The 15,365-nt window shown below is 53.6% G+C and carries 14 protein-coding genes; all 14 read left to right on the plus strand.

What is annotated here, in order from left to right; translation table 11 throughout:
* The coding region (locus tag NK662_RS10685) for a hypothetical protein (protein ID WP_254758927.1) at nucleotides 1-188 on the plus strand (188 nt) is incomplete at its 5' end.
* Nucleotides 189-201: 13 nt separating this feature from the next.
* On the plus strand, nucleotides 202-1,428 hold the full coding sequence (locus NK662_RS10690) for an acyl-CoA dehydrogenase (protein WP_254758928.1): 1,227 nt from the start codon (nucleotides 202-204) through the stop codon (nucleotides 1,426-1,428).
* Nucleotides 1,429-1,440: 12 nt separating this feature from the next.
* A complete protein-coding gene (locus NK662_RS10695) occupies nucleotides 1,441-2,019 on the plus strand; it encodes a TetR/AcrR family transcriptional regulator (protein ID WP_254758929.1) in 579 nt (192 codons plus the stop codon).
* Complete coding sequence (locus NK662_RS10700; protein WP_254758930.1) at nucleotides 2,010-3,071, plus strand: phosphotransferase family protein; 1,062 nt, start codon at nucleotides 2,010-2,012, stop codon at nucleotides 3,069-3,071. The genes NK662_RS10695 and NK662_RS10700 overlap by 10 nt, the downstream gene beginning before the upstream one ends.
* A 3-nt stretch (nucleotides 3,072-3,074) precedes the next feature.
* Entirely contained in the window at nucleotides 3,075-3,821 is a 747-nt protein-coding gene (locus NK662_RS10705) for a 2-phosphosulfolactate phosphatase (RefSeq protein WP_254758931.1), read from the plus strand.
* Nucleotides 3,803-5,542 (plus strand): acyl-CoA dehydrogenase FadE, encoded by a 1,740-nt coding sequence (locus NK662_RS10710; RefSeq protein ID WP_254758932.1) that lies wholly within the window; start codon nucleotides 3,803-3,805, stop codon nucleotides 5,540-5,542. Before NK662_RS10705 ends, NK662_RS10710 begins: the two co-directional genes overlap by 19 nt.
* An 11-nt stretch (nucleotides 5,543-5,553) precedes the next feature.
* Nucleotides 5,554-7,161 carry a long-chain-fatty-acid--CoA ligase gene (locus NK662_RS10715; protein WP_254759242.1) on the plus strand — a complete coding sequence of 536 codons (1,608 nt, stop codon included), beginning with the start codon at nucleotides 5,554-5,556 and terminating at the stop codon, nucleotides 7,159-7,161.
* Nucleotides 7,162-7,174: 13 nt separating this feature from the next.
* Nucleotides 7,175-8,065 carry a 3-hydroxyacyl-CoA dehydrogenase family protein gene (locus tag NK662_RS10720; RefSeq protein WP_254758933.1) on the plus strand — a complete coding sequence of 297 codons (891 nt, stop codon included), beginning with the start codon at nucleotides 7,175-7,177 and terminating at the stop codon, nucleotides 8,063-8,065.
* On the plus strand, nucleotides 8,062-8,838 hold the full coding sequence (locus tag NK662_RS10725) for an enoyl-CoA hydratase (protein ID WP_254758934.1): 777 nt from the start codon (nucleotides 8,062-8,064) through the stop codon (nucleotides 8,836-8,838). The genes NK662_RS10720 and NK662_RS10725 overlap by 4 nt, the downstream gene beginning before the upstream one ends.
* 11 nt (nucleotides 8,839-8,849) lie before the next feature.
* Nucleotides 8,850-9,623: an SDR family oxidoreductase gene (locus NK662_RS10730; RefSeq protein ID WP_254758935.1), complete on the plus strand. Its 774-nt coding sequence runs from the start codon at nucleotides 8,850-8,852 to the stop codon at nucleotides 9,621-9,623.
* A gap of 293 nt (nucleotides 9,624-9,916) precedes the next feature.
* Nucleotides 9,917-11,077 (plus strand): ADP-forming succinate--CoA ligase subunit beta, encoded by a 1,161-nt coding sequence (gene sucC / locus NK662_RS10735; RefSeq protein ID WP_254758936.1) that lies wholly within the window; start codon nucleotides 9,917-9,919, stop codon nucleotides 11,075-11,077.
* Nucleotides 11,078-11,095: 18 nt separating this feature from the next.
* The gene (sucD, locus tag NK662_RS10740) at nucleotides 11,096-11,998 is read left to right on the plus strand and encodes a succinate--CoA ligase subunit alpha (RefSeq protein ID WP_254758937.1); all 903 of its coding nucleotides are present in this window, start codon (nucleotides 11,096-11,098) and stop codon (nucleotides 11,996-11,998) included.
* A gap of 78 nt (nucleotides 11,999-12,076) precedes the next feature.
* The gene (dprA, locus tag NK662_RS10745) at nucleotides 12,077-12,946 is read left to right on the plus strand and encodes a DNA-processing protein DprA (protein WP_254758938.1); all 870 of its coding nucleotides are present in this window, start codon (nucleotides 12,077-12,079) and stop codon (nucleotides 12,944-12,946) included.
* Nucleotides 12,947-13,222: 276 nt separating this feature from the next.
* Nucleotides 13,223-15,301, plus strand: coding sequence for a type I DNA topoisomerase (gene topA / locus NK662_RS10750; protein ID WP_254758939.1), 2,079 nt, complete (start codon nucleotides 13,223-13,225; stop codon nucleotides 15,299-15,301).
* Nucleotides 15,302-15,365: the final 64 nt, after the last annotated feature.

Consider the following 15,365-nt stretch of genomic DNA (forward strand, 5'->3'; position numbering starts at 1 on the left):
TTCTATTCAAAACACCTAAAAAAAGCGCCCTCGCTGCCAAAGGCAGCGAGGGCGCTTCACTAAAGTTGATGGCAATGGCCTTTGGCGGCTTTCTTTTTTTATATTTTCTTGGTTCCCCGGAAGGAAAACGCTTTCTTCTCGAGAATATAACTTTTACCTGTATCTGGAAGATACCGGCCGGTCAGTAAAGGAGGCGTACATATGCATTTTTCATACTCTGATAAAACAAAGCACTTGCTGCAGCAGGTGGAGCAGTTCATGGAGGATGTCATTTATCCGAATGAAAAGCTGTATGAAGAGCAGCTGCGGGAGGCTGGCAATCCATGGTTCATCCCGCCGATTATGGAGGAAATGAAGCAACAAGCGAAGCAGGCGGGACTTTGGAATCTGTTTCTGCCGGAGAGCGGATATGGAGCCGGGCTGACGAACCTGGAATATGCCCCGTTGTGTGAGGTGATGGGGCGTTCGATGATTGCGCCGGAGGTATTTAACTGTGCGGCCCCGGACACAGGAAACATGGAGGTGCTCGTCCGCTACGGGACAGCGGCCCAGAAGGAGCAATGGCTGCTTCCGCTGTTGGACGGCGAGATCCGTTCCTGCTTCGCGATGACGGAGCCCGGGGTGGCTTCCTCTGATGCAACAAATATCCAGGCGGAAATCCGCCGTGAAGGCGATGAGTACGTGATTAATGGACGGAAATGGTGGACGTCCGGAGCCGGCGACCCACGCTGTAAAATTGCGATTTTCATGGGGAAAACAGACCCGCAGGCCCCGCGCCATCTGCAGCAGTCCATGATTTTGGTGCCGATGGATGCACCGGGTGTGAAGGTGCTGCGCATGCTGCCGGTTTTCGGCTATGACCACGCGCCGCATGGCCACGCCGAGATTTTGTTTGAAAATGTCCGGGTGCCCGCATCCAATATCCTTTGGGGCGAAGGAAAGGGCTTCGCGATTGCGCAAGGACGTCTCGGCCCCGGCCGTATCCATCATTGCATGCGTCTCATCGGTGTCGCGGAACGGGCGCTTGAGGTCATGTGCGGGCGTGTAATGCAGCGTGTGGCATTCGGGAAGCCGCTGGCCGAGCAAGGGGTTGTGCAAGAGTGGATTGCAGAGTCCCGCATGGAAATCGAACAAGCCCGCCTCCTGACGCTGAAGGCGGCCTATATGATGGACACAGTTGGAAACAAGGAGGCGAAGCAGGAAATTGCGATGATTAAGGTGATTGCGCCGAATGTGGCTTTAAAGGTGCTCGACCGTGCCATTCAGGCTTGCGGCGGAGCGGGTGTGAGCGATGACTTTCCGCTTGCGGCGCATTGGGCCAATTCCCGCACTCTCCGTCTGGCGGATGGGCCGGATGAGGTGCACAAGGCGGCCGTTGCCAAGCTGGAGCTGCGCCCGTACCGGCAGAAGGAGGCGGCAGTCAAATAAGGGGGTGAAGGCATGAGGGACAAGCTGATTCAAAGCAGCATCGAGCTGTTTGAGAAGCAAGGGTTTGCGGAGACATCCATTCAGGACATTGTCAGCGGCCTTGGTGTGACCAAGGGGGCATTTTATTATCATTTTCCGTCCAAGGAGGCCTTGCTGCTGCAAATCCACCAACGCTTCATTGATGCCCTGCTGCGCCGGCAGCACAGCATTCTTGAGAGCGCAAAAACGTGCAGTGAGAAGCTCCGGGAAGTCGTGCTTATGCTGCTGCAAAACATTGAGCAGAACGGTGCCAGCGCCCGCGTATTCTTTCGGGAGCTGCAAAATATCAAAGAAGAGAATCTGCCGGGCGTGCTGGAGAAACGGGACAGCTTCCGCAAAGGCATCAGCGATTTAATCCGGGCCGGCATGAAGAGCGGGGAATTCCGGGGGGATTTGCATCCCGATATGACGGCGCTCGGCATACTTGGCATGTGCAACTGGAGCTATATGTGGTTTAACCCAGGCGGACTGCTGCAGACGGAGGAGCTGGCCGTTTATTTTACCGGCCTGATTCTATCAGGCATTGTGAGGGAGGAGCAAGGATGGCAATAGATACAATGCCGATGCGTAAAGGCGAGGAGTTGCCGGTTTGCGAGCTGGAGGTGTTTTTACGGAAGCATGTGACGGATTTGCCGGATGGCCCGTTGCGGGTGGCACAATTCCCGGCAGGGCACTCGAATTTGACTTATGAGCTCTCCGTTGGATCGTGGGAAGCTGTGCTGCGCCGGCCTCCTCTCGGTCCAGTGGCGCCGAAGGCTCACGATATGGAGCGGGAGAGCCGTCTGTTGGCGGCACTGCATGGGCACTTTCCGCTGGCGCCCAAACCTTATTTCTATCATGACGGAAGCGAGGTGATCGGGAGCCCTTTCTTTGTCATGGAGCGCCGGCGCGGCGTCGTGATGGATACCGCTTTTCCGCCGGAGGTGCAGGTGACACCGGGATTGTGCCGGGCCGTCTCTCATTTGGCGGTGGACACATTGGTGCAGCTCCACCAGGTTCCGTATCAAGGAACGGCACTGGAAGCAATCGGGCATCCCGCCGGCTTTATGGAGCGGCAGGTGCACGGCTGGATCAGGCGGTATGAGCGGGCAAAAACAGAGACCATCCCAGAGGTGGAGGCGCTGACGAAATGGCTGGCGGCGAACATCCCGGCATCATCGGAGGCGGCCATGATTCATTACGACTTTAAGTGCAATAACATGATGTTCTCCCATGACTTAACGAAGGTTACGGGCGTATTTGACTGGGAAATGTCCACCATTGGCGATCCGCTTGCCGATCTTGGCGCCGCGCTGAGCTATTGGGTGCAGGCGGACGATCCGAAGTTTCTGCAACATGGGCTGGGCAAGCCGCCTGTTACTGTACTGGACGGCTTCCTGACACGAAAGGAATTCATTGAGGAATATGCCCGCCGCAGCGGCCGTGATGTTTCGGGCATCCATTTTTATGTCACCTTTGCCTACTTCAAGCTGGCAGTCATTGCACAGCAGATTTTCTACCGCTTTGCCAAAGGGCAGACAAATGACCCGCGCTTTGCCGGCATGGACAAATTTGTGTATATGCTTGTGCTGCATGCATTGGAGCATAAGCAAAAAGAGGTGTAGGACTTGGGGCGGCTGCATGTGATTATGCGAAAGGAAGATATCGACCCGAAGAGAGTGGAGGAAAAGGTGGCTGTCGTGCTGGATATCTTAATTGCGACCACAATGATTACATCAGCATTCCGGCACGGGGCTAAGCAGGTTGTGCCCGTACGCACACAGGAGGAAGCATTGGAGGCTGCTGTTCACTATTCAGCCGGGGAAGTGCTGGCAGCGGGAGAATACCAGGGACGTGCTGTGGAGGGGCTCCTGCTGCCGAATCCTACAGAACTGCAGGCACATCTCCCGGGCAAAACCTTTGTCTTATCCACTACAAACGGCACCGTCGCAATTTCAAAAGCAGCAGGAGCGAAGGCGCTGTATGCCGCTTCCCTGTTGAACGGGGCAGCGGTGGCCCGGCGTATCGGCAACTGCCATCCCGATGATACCATTCTCATCATTTGCTCCGGTTCTGGCGGGTCTGTGGCGCTTGAAGACTTATACGGAGCGGGCTACCTCATTTCTTGTCTTTTGGAGCAGGCGGGCTGGGAGCTGACAGATTCCGCCTGCGCCGCCTTATTTCTGTATGAAGGGAAGAAAGGGCAGGCGGAGGAGGTGCTGCGGGCATCCAGGGTCGGCAGGGCGCTTGTCCGCGGCGGCTATGAGAAGGAAGTGCGTTACGCGGCGCAATGCGGCATGTATGGGACGGTGCCGCAGCTGCAGGAAGGAACCATTCTAATGGAGGTGGGGGAGACATGGCCAAAACGGACGTAAAACAAAAGGGAGGCGGCTTTTTGCTCGCGGAAACGAGTGCGGCTTCGGTGTTCACACCGGAAGATTTCACAGCAGAGCATCGTTTAATTGCGCAGACTGCGGAAAAATTCGTGGAGCGGGATGTGCTTCCTCAAATGGAGGCCATTGAACGGCAGGACTTTGGCGCAGTGGTTCGTTTGCTGCATAAGGCCGGGGAATTGGGTCTTTTGGCGCACAGCGTGCCGGAGCCATACGGCGGCCTCGGGCTGGATAAGATTACGAAGAGCATTGTCGGAGAGCATGTGGGCCGGGCAGGCGCTTATGGGGTGGCCCATTCCAACCATACATGCATTGCCACACTTCCCATCACCTATTTCGGAACAGAGCGGCAAAAGGAGGCATACCTGCCCAAGCTCGCCTCGGGTGAATATATTGGCGCCTACTGCCTGACCGAGCCGGATGCCGGATCGGATGCAATGTCCGGCCAAACAACGGCGCGTTTGAATGAAGCGGGGACGCATTACTTGCTGAACGGCTCCAAGCTGTATATTACCAATGCCGCCTTCTCGGACACATTCATTGTATATGCCAAGGTGGACGGAGAGAAATTCACGGCATTCCTGGTGGAAAAGGGCTTTACAGGCTTATCCATCGGCCCGGAGGAAAAGAAGATGGGCATCAAAGGCTCTTCGACCTGCCCGGTTATATTGGAGGACTGCGAGGTTCCGGCGGAGAATGTGATTGGCACTGTCGGCAAAGGGCATCATATTGCCTTTAATGTGCTGAACCTTGGGCGCTTTAACCTGGGATCCGCCTGTATGGGCGGAGCGAAGGGCTCATTAAAGCTTGCCATTGATTATACGCTGGCACGCCGGCAATTTGGCCGTTCTATTGCATCGTTCCCGGCCACACAGGAGAAGCTGGCAACGATGGCCAGCCGGATTTATGCGGCAGAATCGCTGCAGTACCGGACAGCTGGTTTGCTGGAGGCTGTGTTAGGGGACGGAACAGAGGGCGTGGGAAGCGTGACGGAGAGACTGGCGGAATACGCAATCGAATGCGCTGTGTGCAAGGTGTTTGGTTCGGAGACGCTGGATTATGTAGTGGATGAAGCTGTGCAGCTGCACGGCGGCGCGGGCTACATGCAGGAGTATGCCATTGAACGGGCATACCGGGATTCCCGGATTAACCGCATTTTTGAGGGGACAAATGAAATTAACCGCTTGATTATTCCAGGCTTTCTGCTGCGGAAGGCAAAACAGGGCGGCATACCGCTGCAGGAGGCAATCACCCAAGCAACGGTTGAATGGCAAAATGGCAGCAATACGGAGAAAGCGCGGGAGGAGGACATGACAGCATCTATGCGCCGGTTGTTTCTGGCGCTGCTGGGCGCGGCGTTTCTGCAGTTTGGCGCGAAGCTGGAGAGCGAGCAGGAGCTCGTCATGAAGCTGGCAGATGTGGCGATCAGCCTGTATGCGGCTGAGTCAGCCGTACTGCGCGCCAAGAAGGCGGAAGGTGAAAAATTAAAAGCGCAATTGGCTGCCCAGTATGTCGATGATGCGTATATGGAAACGGAAAGATTGGCTAAACAGCTGGTCATTTCCCTGTACAGCGGGGAGCAGCAGCGGCACTATCTGCATTTGCTTCAAAAGGAATGCAGCCGTTTTACCTACGAAAATCCGATTTTGCGCAAACGGGCCATTGCGGCAGCGTTGCTGGATGCGCAAGCCTATACGTGCTAAGGAGGGGAAGGCTGATGGAAAAGCAATGGCTGTCGCAATACACAGATTCCATTCAAACAGTGGTGGAAGTGCCAGTGGTCCCGGTTTATCGGGTGCTGGAGGAAACAACGGAACGATATGGCGGGCAGGATGCCGTTTCTTTTTACGGCCGCACCTTGACATATAAACAGGTATTGGGGATGGCGCGTGCATTTGCCGGCGCCATCCAGGAGCAGGGGGTGCAAAAGGGCGACCGGATAGCGATTATGCTGCCGAATTGCCCCCAGTATATCGTAGCGTATTATGGCATCCTGCTGGCCGGCGCTGTTGTGACACAAGTGAATCCGATGCTGATGGAGCGGGAGCTCACTCATATTCTGCAGGACTCCGGTGCCCGCATGGTGGTTGCCTATGCGCCGCTGTCGGGGCGTGTGCAGGCCGTGCAGGGGGAGACGGATGTAGAGACTGTCATTTCTGTGGTGCTGACGCCTGAGGAAGCAGCCTTGTCACAGGGCGTTCCGTTTGAGGCTTTTATGCAGACGGGAGTTGCCTGGCGCCCTGTTGAGATTCATCCGCGGGAGGACGTGGCGGTGCTGCAGTACACAGGCGGCACGACCGGCCTCTCCAAGGGCGCGATGCTGACCCATTATAACGTGGTGGCCAATCTGGTGCAAACGTACGAGTTTTTCAAGGAAGAAATCACAATGGGGCAGGAGCGCTATCTTACAGTAATCCCCCTGTTCCATGTGTTTGGCATGACCTCCTGCATGAATCTCGCAATCTATGCCGGAGGAACCAACATTCTGCTGCCGCGCTTTGGGACCGAAGAGGTGCTTCAGACGATCAAGCGGGAGCGGCCGACCATCTTCCCCGGTGTGCCGACGATGTATATTGCCCTTACCAGCCATCCGCAAGCAGAGCAATACGGCATTGACAGCATCCGCATCTGCAATACAGGAAGCGCCCCGATGCCAGTTGAGGTTTTGCGGGAGTTTGAGAGAAAGACAGGAGCGCAAATCCTGGAGGGATACGGCCTCAGCGAAGCTTCTCCTGTTACGCATGTGAATCCGCCGTTTGGCGTCCGCAAGCCGGGCAGCATCGGCATTGGCGTGCCATCCACCGATTATAAGGTTGTCGATTTGGCGCAGGGCTTGCAGGAGGTTCCTGCCGGTGAACTGGGCGAACTCATCATCCGCGGTCCGCAGGTCATGAAAGGGTATTGGAATATGCCGGAGGAAACAGCACATACCATCCGGGACGGCTGGCTCTATACGGGTGATATTGCCCGAACGGATGAAGACGGTTATGTATACATCGTGGACCGGAAAAAGGACATGATTCTGGCAAGCGGATTTAATGTGTATCCGCGTGATATTGAGGAGGTCCTGTATGAGCATCCGGCTGTACAGGAAGCAGTTGTAGTCGGCGTGCCGGATGCATATCGCGGCGAGACTGTGAAAGCGGTAGTCGTGCTGAAAAACGGTGCCGCCGCCGCAGAAGACGAGCTCATTGCGTACTGCCGGCCGCTGATGGCTGCCTACAAGGTTCCGAGAATTGTAGAATTCAGGGGGTCTCTCCCAAAAACAAACGTCGGCAAAATTTTGCGCCGGGCCATCCGGGATGAAATGAAGCAGCGGTAAAGGAGGAACGGAAATGGGACAGGTACAGGTACAGAACATTACAGTTGTGGGTGCGGGGTCCATGGGGCACCAAATTGCCATGCTGTGTGCGCTTGGCGGTTTTCGGACCGTACTGCAGGATGTGAATGAGGAAGCACTGAAAAAGGCGGGGACAATACTGCAGGAGCTTATGGCGAAGTGGGAGGCAAAGGGGAAAGTCACGGCAGAGCAAAAGGAGGCCGCCTTCTCCCGCCTTTCCTTCACTGCGAGCCTGGAGGAAGCGGCGCGTCACACGGACTTCGTCATTGAAGCGGTGGTGGAGAAGCTGGATGTCAAGCGGGATGTGTTTGCCAAGCTGGACGAGTTGGCGCCGGCGCATGCCATCCTGGCAACGAACAGCTCCACAATTGTCAATTCTTTGCTTGCCGACGTAACAAAGCGTCCGGAACGGGTATGCAACATGCATTTCTTTTATCCGCCGCTTGTTATGGACTGTGTCGAGGTTGTGATGAGTGAGCAGACAGCGGGAGAGACGGCGCAGATTGCCATGGATGTGTGCAAACAGATCAACCGTACCGGTGTGTTGCTTCGTAAAGAAATTTCAGGCTTCGTTGCCAACCGGATTCTGGGAGCGCTGATGGATGAGGCGCTGCATCTGTATGAGCAGGGCATCGCTGATTTTCAGGACATTGACTTCATCTGCAAAAAGGCATTGAACCATCCGATTGGCCCATTTGCCCTAATGGATTTGTCCGGCCTTGATGTGGCGTATTTTGTGCAGCAGCAGCGCTATGCGGAAACGGGCGACCCGAAGGACATGCCGCACGCCGCTGTTGTGGAGAAGGTGCAGGCCGGCAAGCTGGGCCGCAAAACCGGCGAGGGCTGGTACAGCTATCAGCAAAAGGAGGAGGTGAAGCGCCCATGACGCTGCTGCGGGTGGAGAAAGAGGCGAAGACAGCGGTTGTGACCATTGACAATCCGCCGCTGAATGTAATGTGCAAAGCTGTGCTCGAGGAACTGCGGGATGCCTTCAGAGACTTGGCGGCAGATGCGGATGTGAATGCCATTATTTTAACAGGGGCAGGACAGAAGGCCTTCATGGCCGGTGCAGATATTAAAGAATTCCCGCAATGGATCGGCCGTGAGAATCTGAAGGATATGTTCCTCGAGACACATGAAATCCTGAATGCGGTCGCTTCTTGCCCGAAGCCTGTAATTGCTGTGCTGAATGGCATTACCTTCGGGGGCGGCTGCGAGCTGGCGTTAGCCTGCGACTTGCGGATTGCCGAGGAGCATGCGCAAATCGGGCTGCCCGAGATTAAGCTTGGCTTGTTCCCGGGCGGAGGCGGAACACAGCGTCTGCCGCGTCTGATCGGGGGAGCGAAGGCAAAGGAGCTGATGTTCACAGGCGACCCGATTTCAGCGTCTGAGGCCAAGGCGATTGGCCTCGTGAATCAGGTGGCTCCAGCCGGGGAGGGGCTCGCGGCAGCGCAAAAGCTGGCCGGCAAAATAAGCGGCTATTCTCTGCAAGCCTTGACCCGGATCAAAAAAGCGGTGGATGAAGGAATGAATACAACGCTGCAGCAAGGACTGGTGCGGGAAGCAGAGCTGTTTGAAGAGGTGTTTCAGACAGAAGACATCAAAGAAGGCGTGCAGGCTTTTCTTGAAAAGCGCCGGCCGGCCTTTACCGGACGATAGGAGGAATGGATATGCAGGCAAGAGAGCTGTTCAATCTAGAAGGCAAGGTTGCCATCGTGACAGGTGGAGGGCGGGGGCTTGGCGAACAGATGGCCATCGGCCTGGCGGAAAGCGGTGCCCATGTCGTTGTGTGTTCACGGAAGCTGGAGGCATGCGAAGAGGTGGCGCACACGCTGGAATCACTCGGTGTCGGCACGTTGGCTTTGGCATGCGATATTACAAAGCAGGAGGATGTAGCGCGCGTTGTGGAGGAAACAAAGCGGAAATTCGGCCATATTGACATTCTCATCAATAACTCCGGCATTTCCTGGGGGGCGCCGGTGGAGGAGTATCCCATCGACCGTTTCAATCAGGTGCTGCAGGTGAATGTTGCGGGTTTGTTCATGATGACGCAGGCTGCAGGAAAAGAAATGCTTGCCCGCCGGTACGGCCGGATTGTAAACATTGCATCTGTAGCGGGGCTTGTCGGCCAGGATCCGCGTGTCCTGAACGCTGTCGGCTACAGCGCCAGCAAAGGGGCTGTGCTTTCCTTAACAAAGGACTTGGCTGTAAAATGGGCACCATACGGCATTACTGTAAATGCGCTGGCACCGGGGTTCTTCCCGTCGCGCATGGCGGATGCAATTATTGGGCGGGCCGGCGGGAGCATTACAAGCGGTGTGCCGATGGGCCGTCTGGGCGGTGCCGACGATTTGAAAGGGGCTGCATTATTTTTTGCATCTGATGCATCAAAATACGTAACGGGACAAATCCTTGCCGTGGATGGCGGCGCAACAGCCATGTGAGAATGCGGAAAAATATTTTTTGAAAATAGTGTATGAGGAGAAGGGCGGAGAAGTGATCCGGCCTTCTTCTATTTCTGCCGTCAGGAAAAGTCGAAACGTCATGGAAAAACAAAATTTTTATGTAAGAGGATTGTCAGATAAACGCTATTTTGGCAAGTATTTTTTCGTTCCAGCCTGCAAATATTATTTGAATATTCCTATTTTGTACACTTTCTTGTAGACAGGCATTCCATAGTTTTATACAATGAGAACGTAGTGTTTTTCACATGCTAAATGCGGGGAGGATGGGAACCATGAATATCCATGAGTATCAAGGAAAAGAAATCCTTAGAAGCTATGGGGTAAGCGTTCCTAATGGAAAGGTTGCTTTCACAGTAGAGGAAGCTGTTGAAGCTGCAAAGGAATTAGGGACTCAAGTATGTGTAGTGAAAGCGCAAATCCACGCGGGCGGACGGGGGAAGGCCGGCGGTGTAAAGGTAGCGAAAAACCTTGACGAGGTTCGTACATATGCGGAAAACATCTTGGGCGCTACGCTTGTCACTCATCAAACAGGTCCTGAAGGAAAAGAAGTTAAGCGCTTACTTATCGAAGAAGGCTGCGATATTAAAAAGGAATACTACGTCGGCTTGGTGCTTGACCGCGCGACTTCCCAAGTGGTGCTGATGGCATCCGAAGAGGGCGGCACTGAGATTGAAGAAGTGGCAGAACAGACACCAGAAAAGATTTTCAAAGAATACATTGATCCGGCAGTCGGCCTGCAGGCGTTCCAAGCGCGCCGCATTGCTTTCAACATCAACATCCCGAATGAACTGGTCGGACAAGCTGTCAAGTTCATGACAAGCCTGTACCAGGCGTTTGTAGAAAAAGACTGCTCGATTGCAGAAATCAATCCGCTCGTTGTTACAGGCGACGGCAAGGTAATGGCATTGGATGCAAAGCTGAACTTTGATTCCAATGCACTGTACCGCCATAAGGATATTGTGGCGCTTCGCGACCTGGATGAAGAAGATCCGAAGGAAATTGAAGCATCCAAGTATGACCTGAACTACATCTCTCTTGATGGCAACATCGGCTGTATGGTTAACGGCGCAGGCTTGGCAATGGCAACAATGGACATCATCAAGCACTATGGCGGCGACCCTGCGAACTTCCTGGATGTCGGCGGCGGCGCAACAGCTGAAAAGGTGACGGAAGCATTTAAAATCATCCTGTCTGACCAGAATGTAAAAGGCATTTTCGTTAACATCTTCGGCGGCATCATGAAGTGTGATGTAATCGCGCAGGGCGTGGTGGAAGCGACAAAGCAGGTGGGCCTTGAGTTGCCGCTTGTTGTACGCCTGGAAGGCACGAACGTGGAGCTTGGCAAGCAAATTTTGAATGAATCCGGCTTAAACATTACAGCTGCTGAATCAATGGCAGACGGTGCGCAAAAGATTGTTGCGCTTGTAGGCTAAGGAAGGCGGGGGAGACAGATGAGCGTATTTATTAACAAGGATACAAAGGTAATTGTACAAGGTATCACGGGGAAACAAGGTTTGTTCCATGCGACACAAATGCTGGAGTACGGCACACAAATCGTGGGCGGCACATCTCCAGGCAAGGGTGGCACCGAAGTGATCGGTGTGCCTGTCTTCAACACGGTCGAAGAAGCGGTACAGGCAACTGGCGCCAATGCTTCTGTTATCTATGTTCCGCCGGCATTTGCGGCAGATTCCATTATGGAAGCTGTTGATGCGGAGCTTGACCTTGTGGTATGCATCACAGAAGGCATCCCGGTGCTTGACATGGTGAAAGTGAAGAAGTACATGGCCGGCAAGAAAACACGCTTGGTTGGTCCAAACTGCCCGGGTGTGATTACACCTGAAGAGTGCAAAATCGGCATCATGCCTGGCTACATCCATATGAAGGGCCATGTCGGCATCGTATCCCGCTCCGGCACCCTGACATATGAAGCTGTGCATCAGCTGACACAAGCAGGGATTGGTCAGTCCACGGCTGTCGGCATCGGCGGCGACCCGGTGAACGGCACAAACTTCATCGATGTGCTGAAGGCGTTCAATGAGGATCCGGAAACACATGCGGTCATCATGATCGGCGAAATCGGCGGCACGGCTGAAGAAGAAGCTGCTGAGTGGGTAAAAGCGAACATGACAAAGCCGGTTGTCGGCTTCATCGGCGGCCAGACTGCGCCTGCAGGAAAGCGTATGGGCCATGCCGGCGCCATCATTTCCGGCGGCAAAGGCACAGCTGCAGAGAAGATTAAGACCATGGAAGAGTGCGGCATTAAAGTTGCTGAAACTCCATCTGTTATGGGCGAAACCTTAATTGCTGTACTGAAGGAAAAGGGACTGTTTGAAACTTGTAAAGTAAATTAAGGCGGCAGAAGGACACTCCTGGGACAGGGGTGCCCTTCTTCGCTTTTCCTTGTTGGCATCATATTTAAGGAGGCGCGTATGAAACAAGAAAGGCTGCTTCATGTACACTGGGCTTTGTTTGACAATCACAAGGCAATGCAACGGCTTATGCAGTGGGATCCGGACTTGCAGCAGGTATACACACAGTCACCCTCTGGTCTCCAAACACTCCTTATGCTATCTCCACGCCAGGCGCAGGCGCTGTTTTACTGCCTGCACCATATTCCTCTTTCCTCCATTATAAGCCAGCTTCAGTGTGAGCAAATCTTTTATGTGACAATTTGGGATGCGGATTATCCCGCACTTCTGCAGCAAATCTATGACCCTCCGTTTATTTTGTACGGCAAGGGAAGCCGCAATCTGCTGCAGCATGCTTGCAAGCTGGCGGTGGTGGGCACACGGACGCCTTCCTCATATGGAATGGCCAGCTTACAAGGGATTCTTCGAGACCTGCTGCAGTACGATGTGCTCATTGTCAGTGGAATGGCCAACGGCATCGATACAGCAGCGCACCGTCTTGCTTTAGAACAAAAAAAACCGACAATTGCCGTATTGGGCGGCGGTTTTCGGTATATTTATCCGCAGACGAATTATACTGTATTAAAAAAGTGGCAGGCTCTTCTCCTGTTGCTGAGTGAGTACCCGCCGCATGTGAGACCGCAAAAATGGCATTTTCCGAAGCGGAACCGAATCATCAGCGGATTGTCCCAAGGGGTGCTTGTTGCAGAAGCAAAGGAAAGGAGCGGGTCACTTATCACGGCCGACTGCGCCTTGGAGCAGAATAGGGAGCTGTTTGCTGTTCCGGGGCCTCCGTTCCTGCCCACGGCAGCGGGTCCGAACCGTCTCATTCAGCAGGGAGCCAAGCTGGTTATGAATGCGGCAGATATAATAGAAGAATTGTGGAATTAGCAGGATTTGGTCGAATTACATCTTTTTGAAAGAGAACAGTTGACAATAGTAGCATGCCTTATGGTATTTTATACTCATTATAGATTGACAAACGAAATGAGAATCCATAATATTAGTCAATGACTTGTATCATCCTGTATATCATATAGACAAGTGTCCCCTGCTGATGGACAAGGAGCGGGCTGCTGGTGCATCGCGGGGGACTTTTTTATACAAATAGCTGTATTTCACGACTACATAACAAGAGTTGAATCCACCTCTCAAGGAGGCATAAGCATGTCGGAGTATCTCGTAATTGTCGAATCGCCTTCTAAAGCGAAAACGATAGAAAAATATTTAGGCAAAAAATATAAAGTAGTAGCGTCCATGGGGCACGTTCGCGATTTGCCAAAGAGTCAAATGGGAATTGAGGTCAAGCATAACTTTGAACCGAAGTATATTACCATCCGCGGCAAAGGGCCTGTGCTGAAGGAATTGAAGAGTGCAGCCAAAAAGGCAAAGAAAGTGTTTCTGGCGGCTGACCCGGACCGCGAAGGGGAAGCGATTGCCTGGCATTTGGCGCATACGTTGAATGTGGACACAGCCTCGGATTGCCGGGTTGTCTTCAATGAAATTACAAAAGATGCGGTTAAGGAGTCCTTTAAGAAGCCGCGGGCCATCAATATGGATCTCGTGGATGCGCAGCAGGCGCGCCGTGTGCTGGACCGTCTGGTCGGCTATAATATCAGCCCTTTATTATGGAAGAAAGTGAAAAAGGGCTTGAGCGCCGGACGGGTGCAGTCAGTGGCGGTCCGTCTCATTATTGAGCGCGAAAAGGAAATTCAGGCCTTTGTGCCCGAAGAGTTCTGGACAGTGAAAACAGAGCTTGTGAAGGGCAAGGATGTGTTTGAAGCATCCTTTTACGGTGTGGACGGGGCCAAGGTCGAGTTGACCAATGAGCAGCAGGTGCAGGACATTCTGGCGAAGCTGCAGGGGAATGCGTTTACAGTTGAAAATGTAGTACGGAAAGAACGAAAGCGGAACCCGGCTTTGCCGTTTACAACCTCGTCCCTCCAACAGGAGGCTGCGCGCAAGCTGAACATGCGCGCGAAAAAAACAATGATGATCGCCCAGCAGCTGTATGAAGGCATTGAGCTTGGCAAGCAGGGTTCAACAGGCTTGATCACTTATATGCGTACAGACTCCACACGCATTTCGGAAACAGCCCAAAAGGAAGCGCGTGCCTATATTGAGGAAGTATACGGAGCGGATTACGCGGCGACGGAAGCACGAAAGGAAGTAAAGGGGACCAACGCCCAGGATGCTCACGAAGCAATCCGTCCAACCTCTGCGATGCAAAGGCCCGATGAGCTGAAGGAGTACTTAAACCGTGATCAATACCGATTGTATAAGCTCATTTGGGAGAGATTTCTTGCAAGTCAGATGGCACCTGCTATAATGGATACGGTAACTGTTTCTCTCGTGAACAATGGCGTGCAGTTCCGGGCTCACGGCTCTGTAGTCAAGTTTCCGGGCTTCATGAAGGTGTACGTGGAATCCAATGATGAAGGAACAGAAGAAAAGGACCGCCTCCTGCCGCCGTTGGATTTGCAGGAAACGGTGTATTCCAAGGACATGGATGCCAAACAGCATTTCACACAGCCGCCGCCGCGCTACACGGAGGCCCGCCTGGTGAAGACGCTGGAGGAACTGGGCATTGGACGGCCTTCCACATATGTGCCGACCTTGGAAACCATCCAAAAGCGCGGATATGTGGCGCTTGACAACAAGCGGTTCGTGCCGACAGAGCTGGGGGAGATTGTCACGGAGCTTATGCTGGAGTTTTTCCCTGATATTATCAATATCGAGTTCACCGCCAACATGGAGAGCAGTTTAGACCAGGTGGAAGAGGGAAAAGCTAATTGGGTCAAGGTCATCGACGAATTCTACCACGGCTTTGAGCAGCATTTGGAGAAAGCCGAGAAGGAAATGCGCGAGGTGGAGATTAAGGACGAACCTGCCGGTGAAGACTGTGAGCACTGCGGGAACCCGATGGTCTTTAAAATGGGGCGGTACGGCAAGTTTATGGCGTGCTCAAACTTCCCGGATTGCCGCAATACAAAGGCAATTGTAAAAGGAATTGGAGTCACGTGCCCGACTTGCGGCGAAGGTGAGATTATAGAGCGCCGGAGCAACAAGAAGAAACGGATATTCTATGGCTGCAGCACATACCCTGGCTGTGAGTTTTTATCCTGGGATAAGCCGGTTGGCCGCAAGTGTCCAAAGTGTGAGGGGATGCTTGTTGAGAAGAAGCTGAAAAAGGGCGTCCAGGTGCAGTGTGTTTCTTGCGATTATGAAGAGGAACAACAAATGTGAGCAGACATGCTCACATTTTTTTCGGAGCAAACAAAGATGGTGCAGGGGCAGCAGCGAAGCCCCT

The sequence above is a fragment of the Ectobacillus ponti genome (assembly GCF_024294785.1).
GTDB classification, from domain to species: domain Bacteria; phylum Bacillota; class Bacilli; order Bacillales; family Bacillaceae_G; genus Ectobacillus; species Ectobacillus ponti.

Bases quoted from the DNA above. Each gene is read 5' to 3' on its own strand.
- NK662_RS10690 (WP_254758928.1), top strand. From the start codon at position 202: ATGCATTTTTCATACTCTGATAAAACAAAGCACTTGCTGCAGCAGGTG.
- NK662_RS10695 (WP_254758929.1), top strand. From the start codon at position 1,441: ATGAGGGACAAGCTGATTCAAAGCAGCATCGAGCTGTTTGAGAAGCAA.
- NK662_RS10700 (WP_254758930.1), top strand. From the start codon at position 2,010: ATGGCAATAGATACAATGCCGATGCGTAAAGGCGAGGAGTTGCCGGTT.
- NK662_RS10710 (WP_254758932.1), top strand. From the start codon at position 3,803: ATGGCCAAAACGGACGTAAAACAAAAGGGAGGCGGCTTTTTGCTCGCG.
- NK662_RS10720 (WP_254758933.1), top strand. From the start codon at position 7,175: ATGGGACAGGTACAGGTACAGAACATTACAGTTGTGGGTGCGGGGTCC.
- NK662_RS10725 (WP_254758934.1), top strand. From the start codon at position 8,062: ATGACGCTGCTGCGGGTGGAGAAAGAGGCGAAGACAGCGGTTGTGACC.
- NK662_RS10730 (WP_254758935.1), top strand. From the start codon at position 8,850: ATGCAGGCAAGAGAGCTGTTCAATCTAGAAGGCAAGGTTGCCATCGTG.
- sucC (WP_254758936.1), top strand. From the start codon at position 9,917: ATGAATATCCATGAGTATCAAGGAAAAGAAATCCTTAGAAGCTATGGG.
- sucD (WP_254758937.1), top strand. From the start codon at position 11,096: ATGAGCGTATTTATTAACAAGGATACAAAGGTAATTGTACAAGGTATC.
- dprA (WP_254758938.1), top strand. From the start codon at position 12,077: ATGAAACAAGAAAGGCTGCTTCATGTACACTGGGCTTTGTTTGACAAT.
- topA (WP_254758939.1), top strand. From the start codon at position 13,223: ATGTCGGAGTATCTCGTAATTGTCGAATCGCCTTCTAAAGCGAAAACG.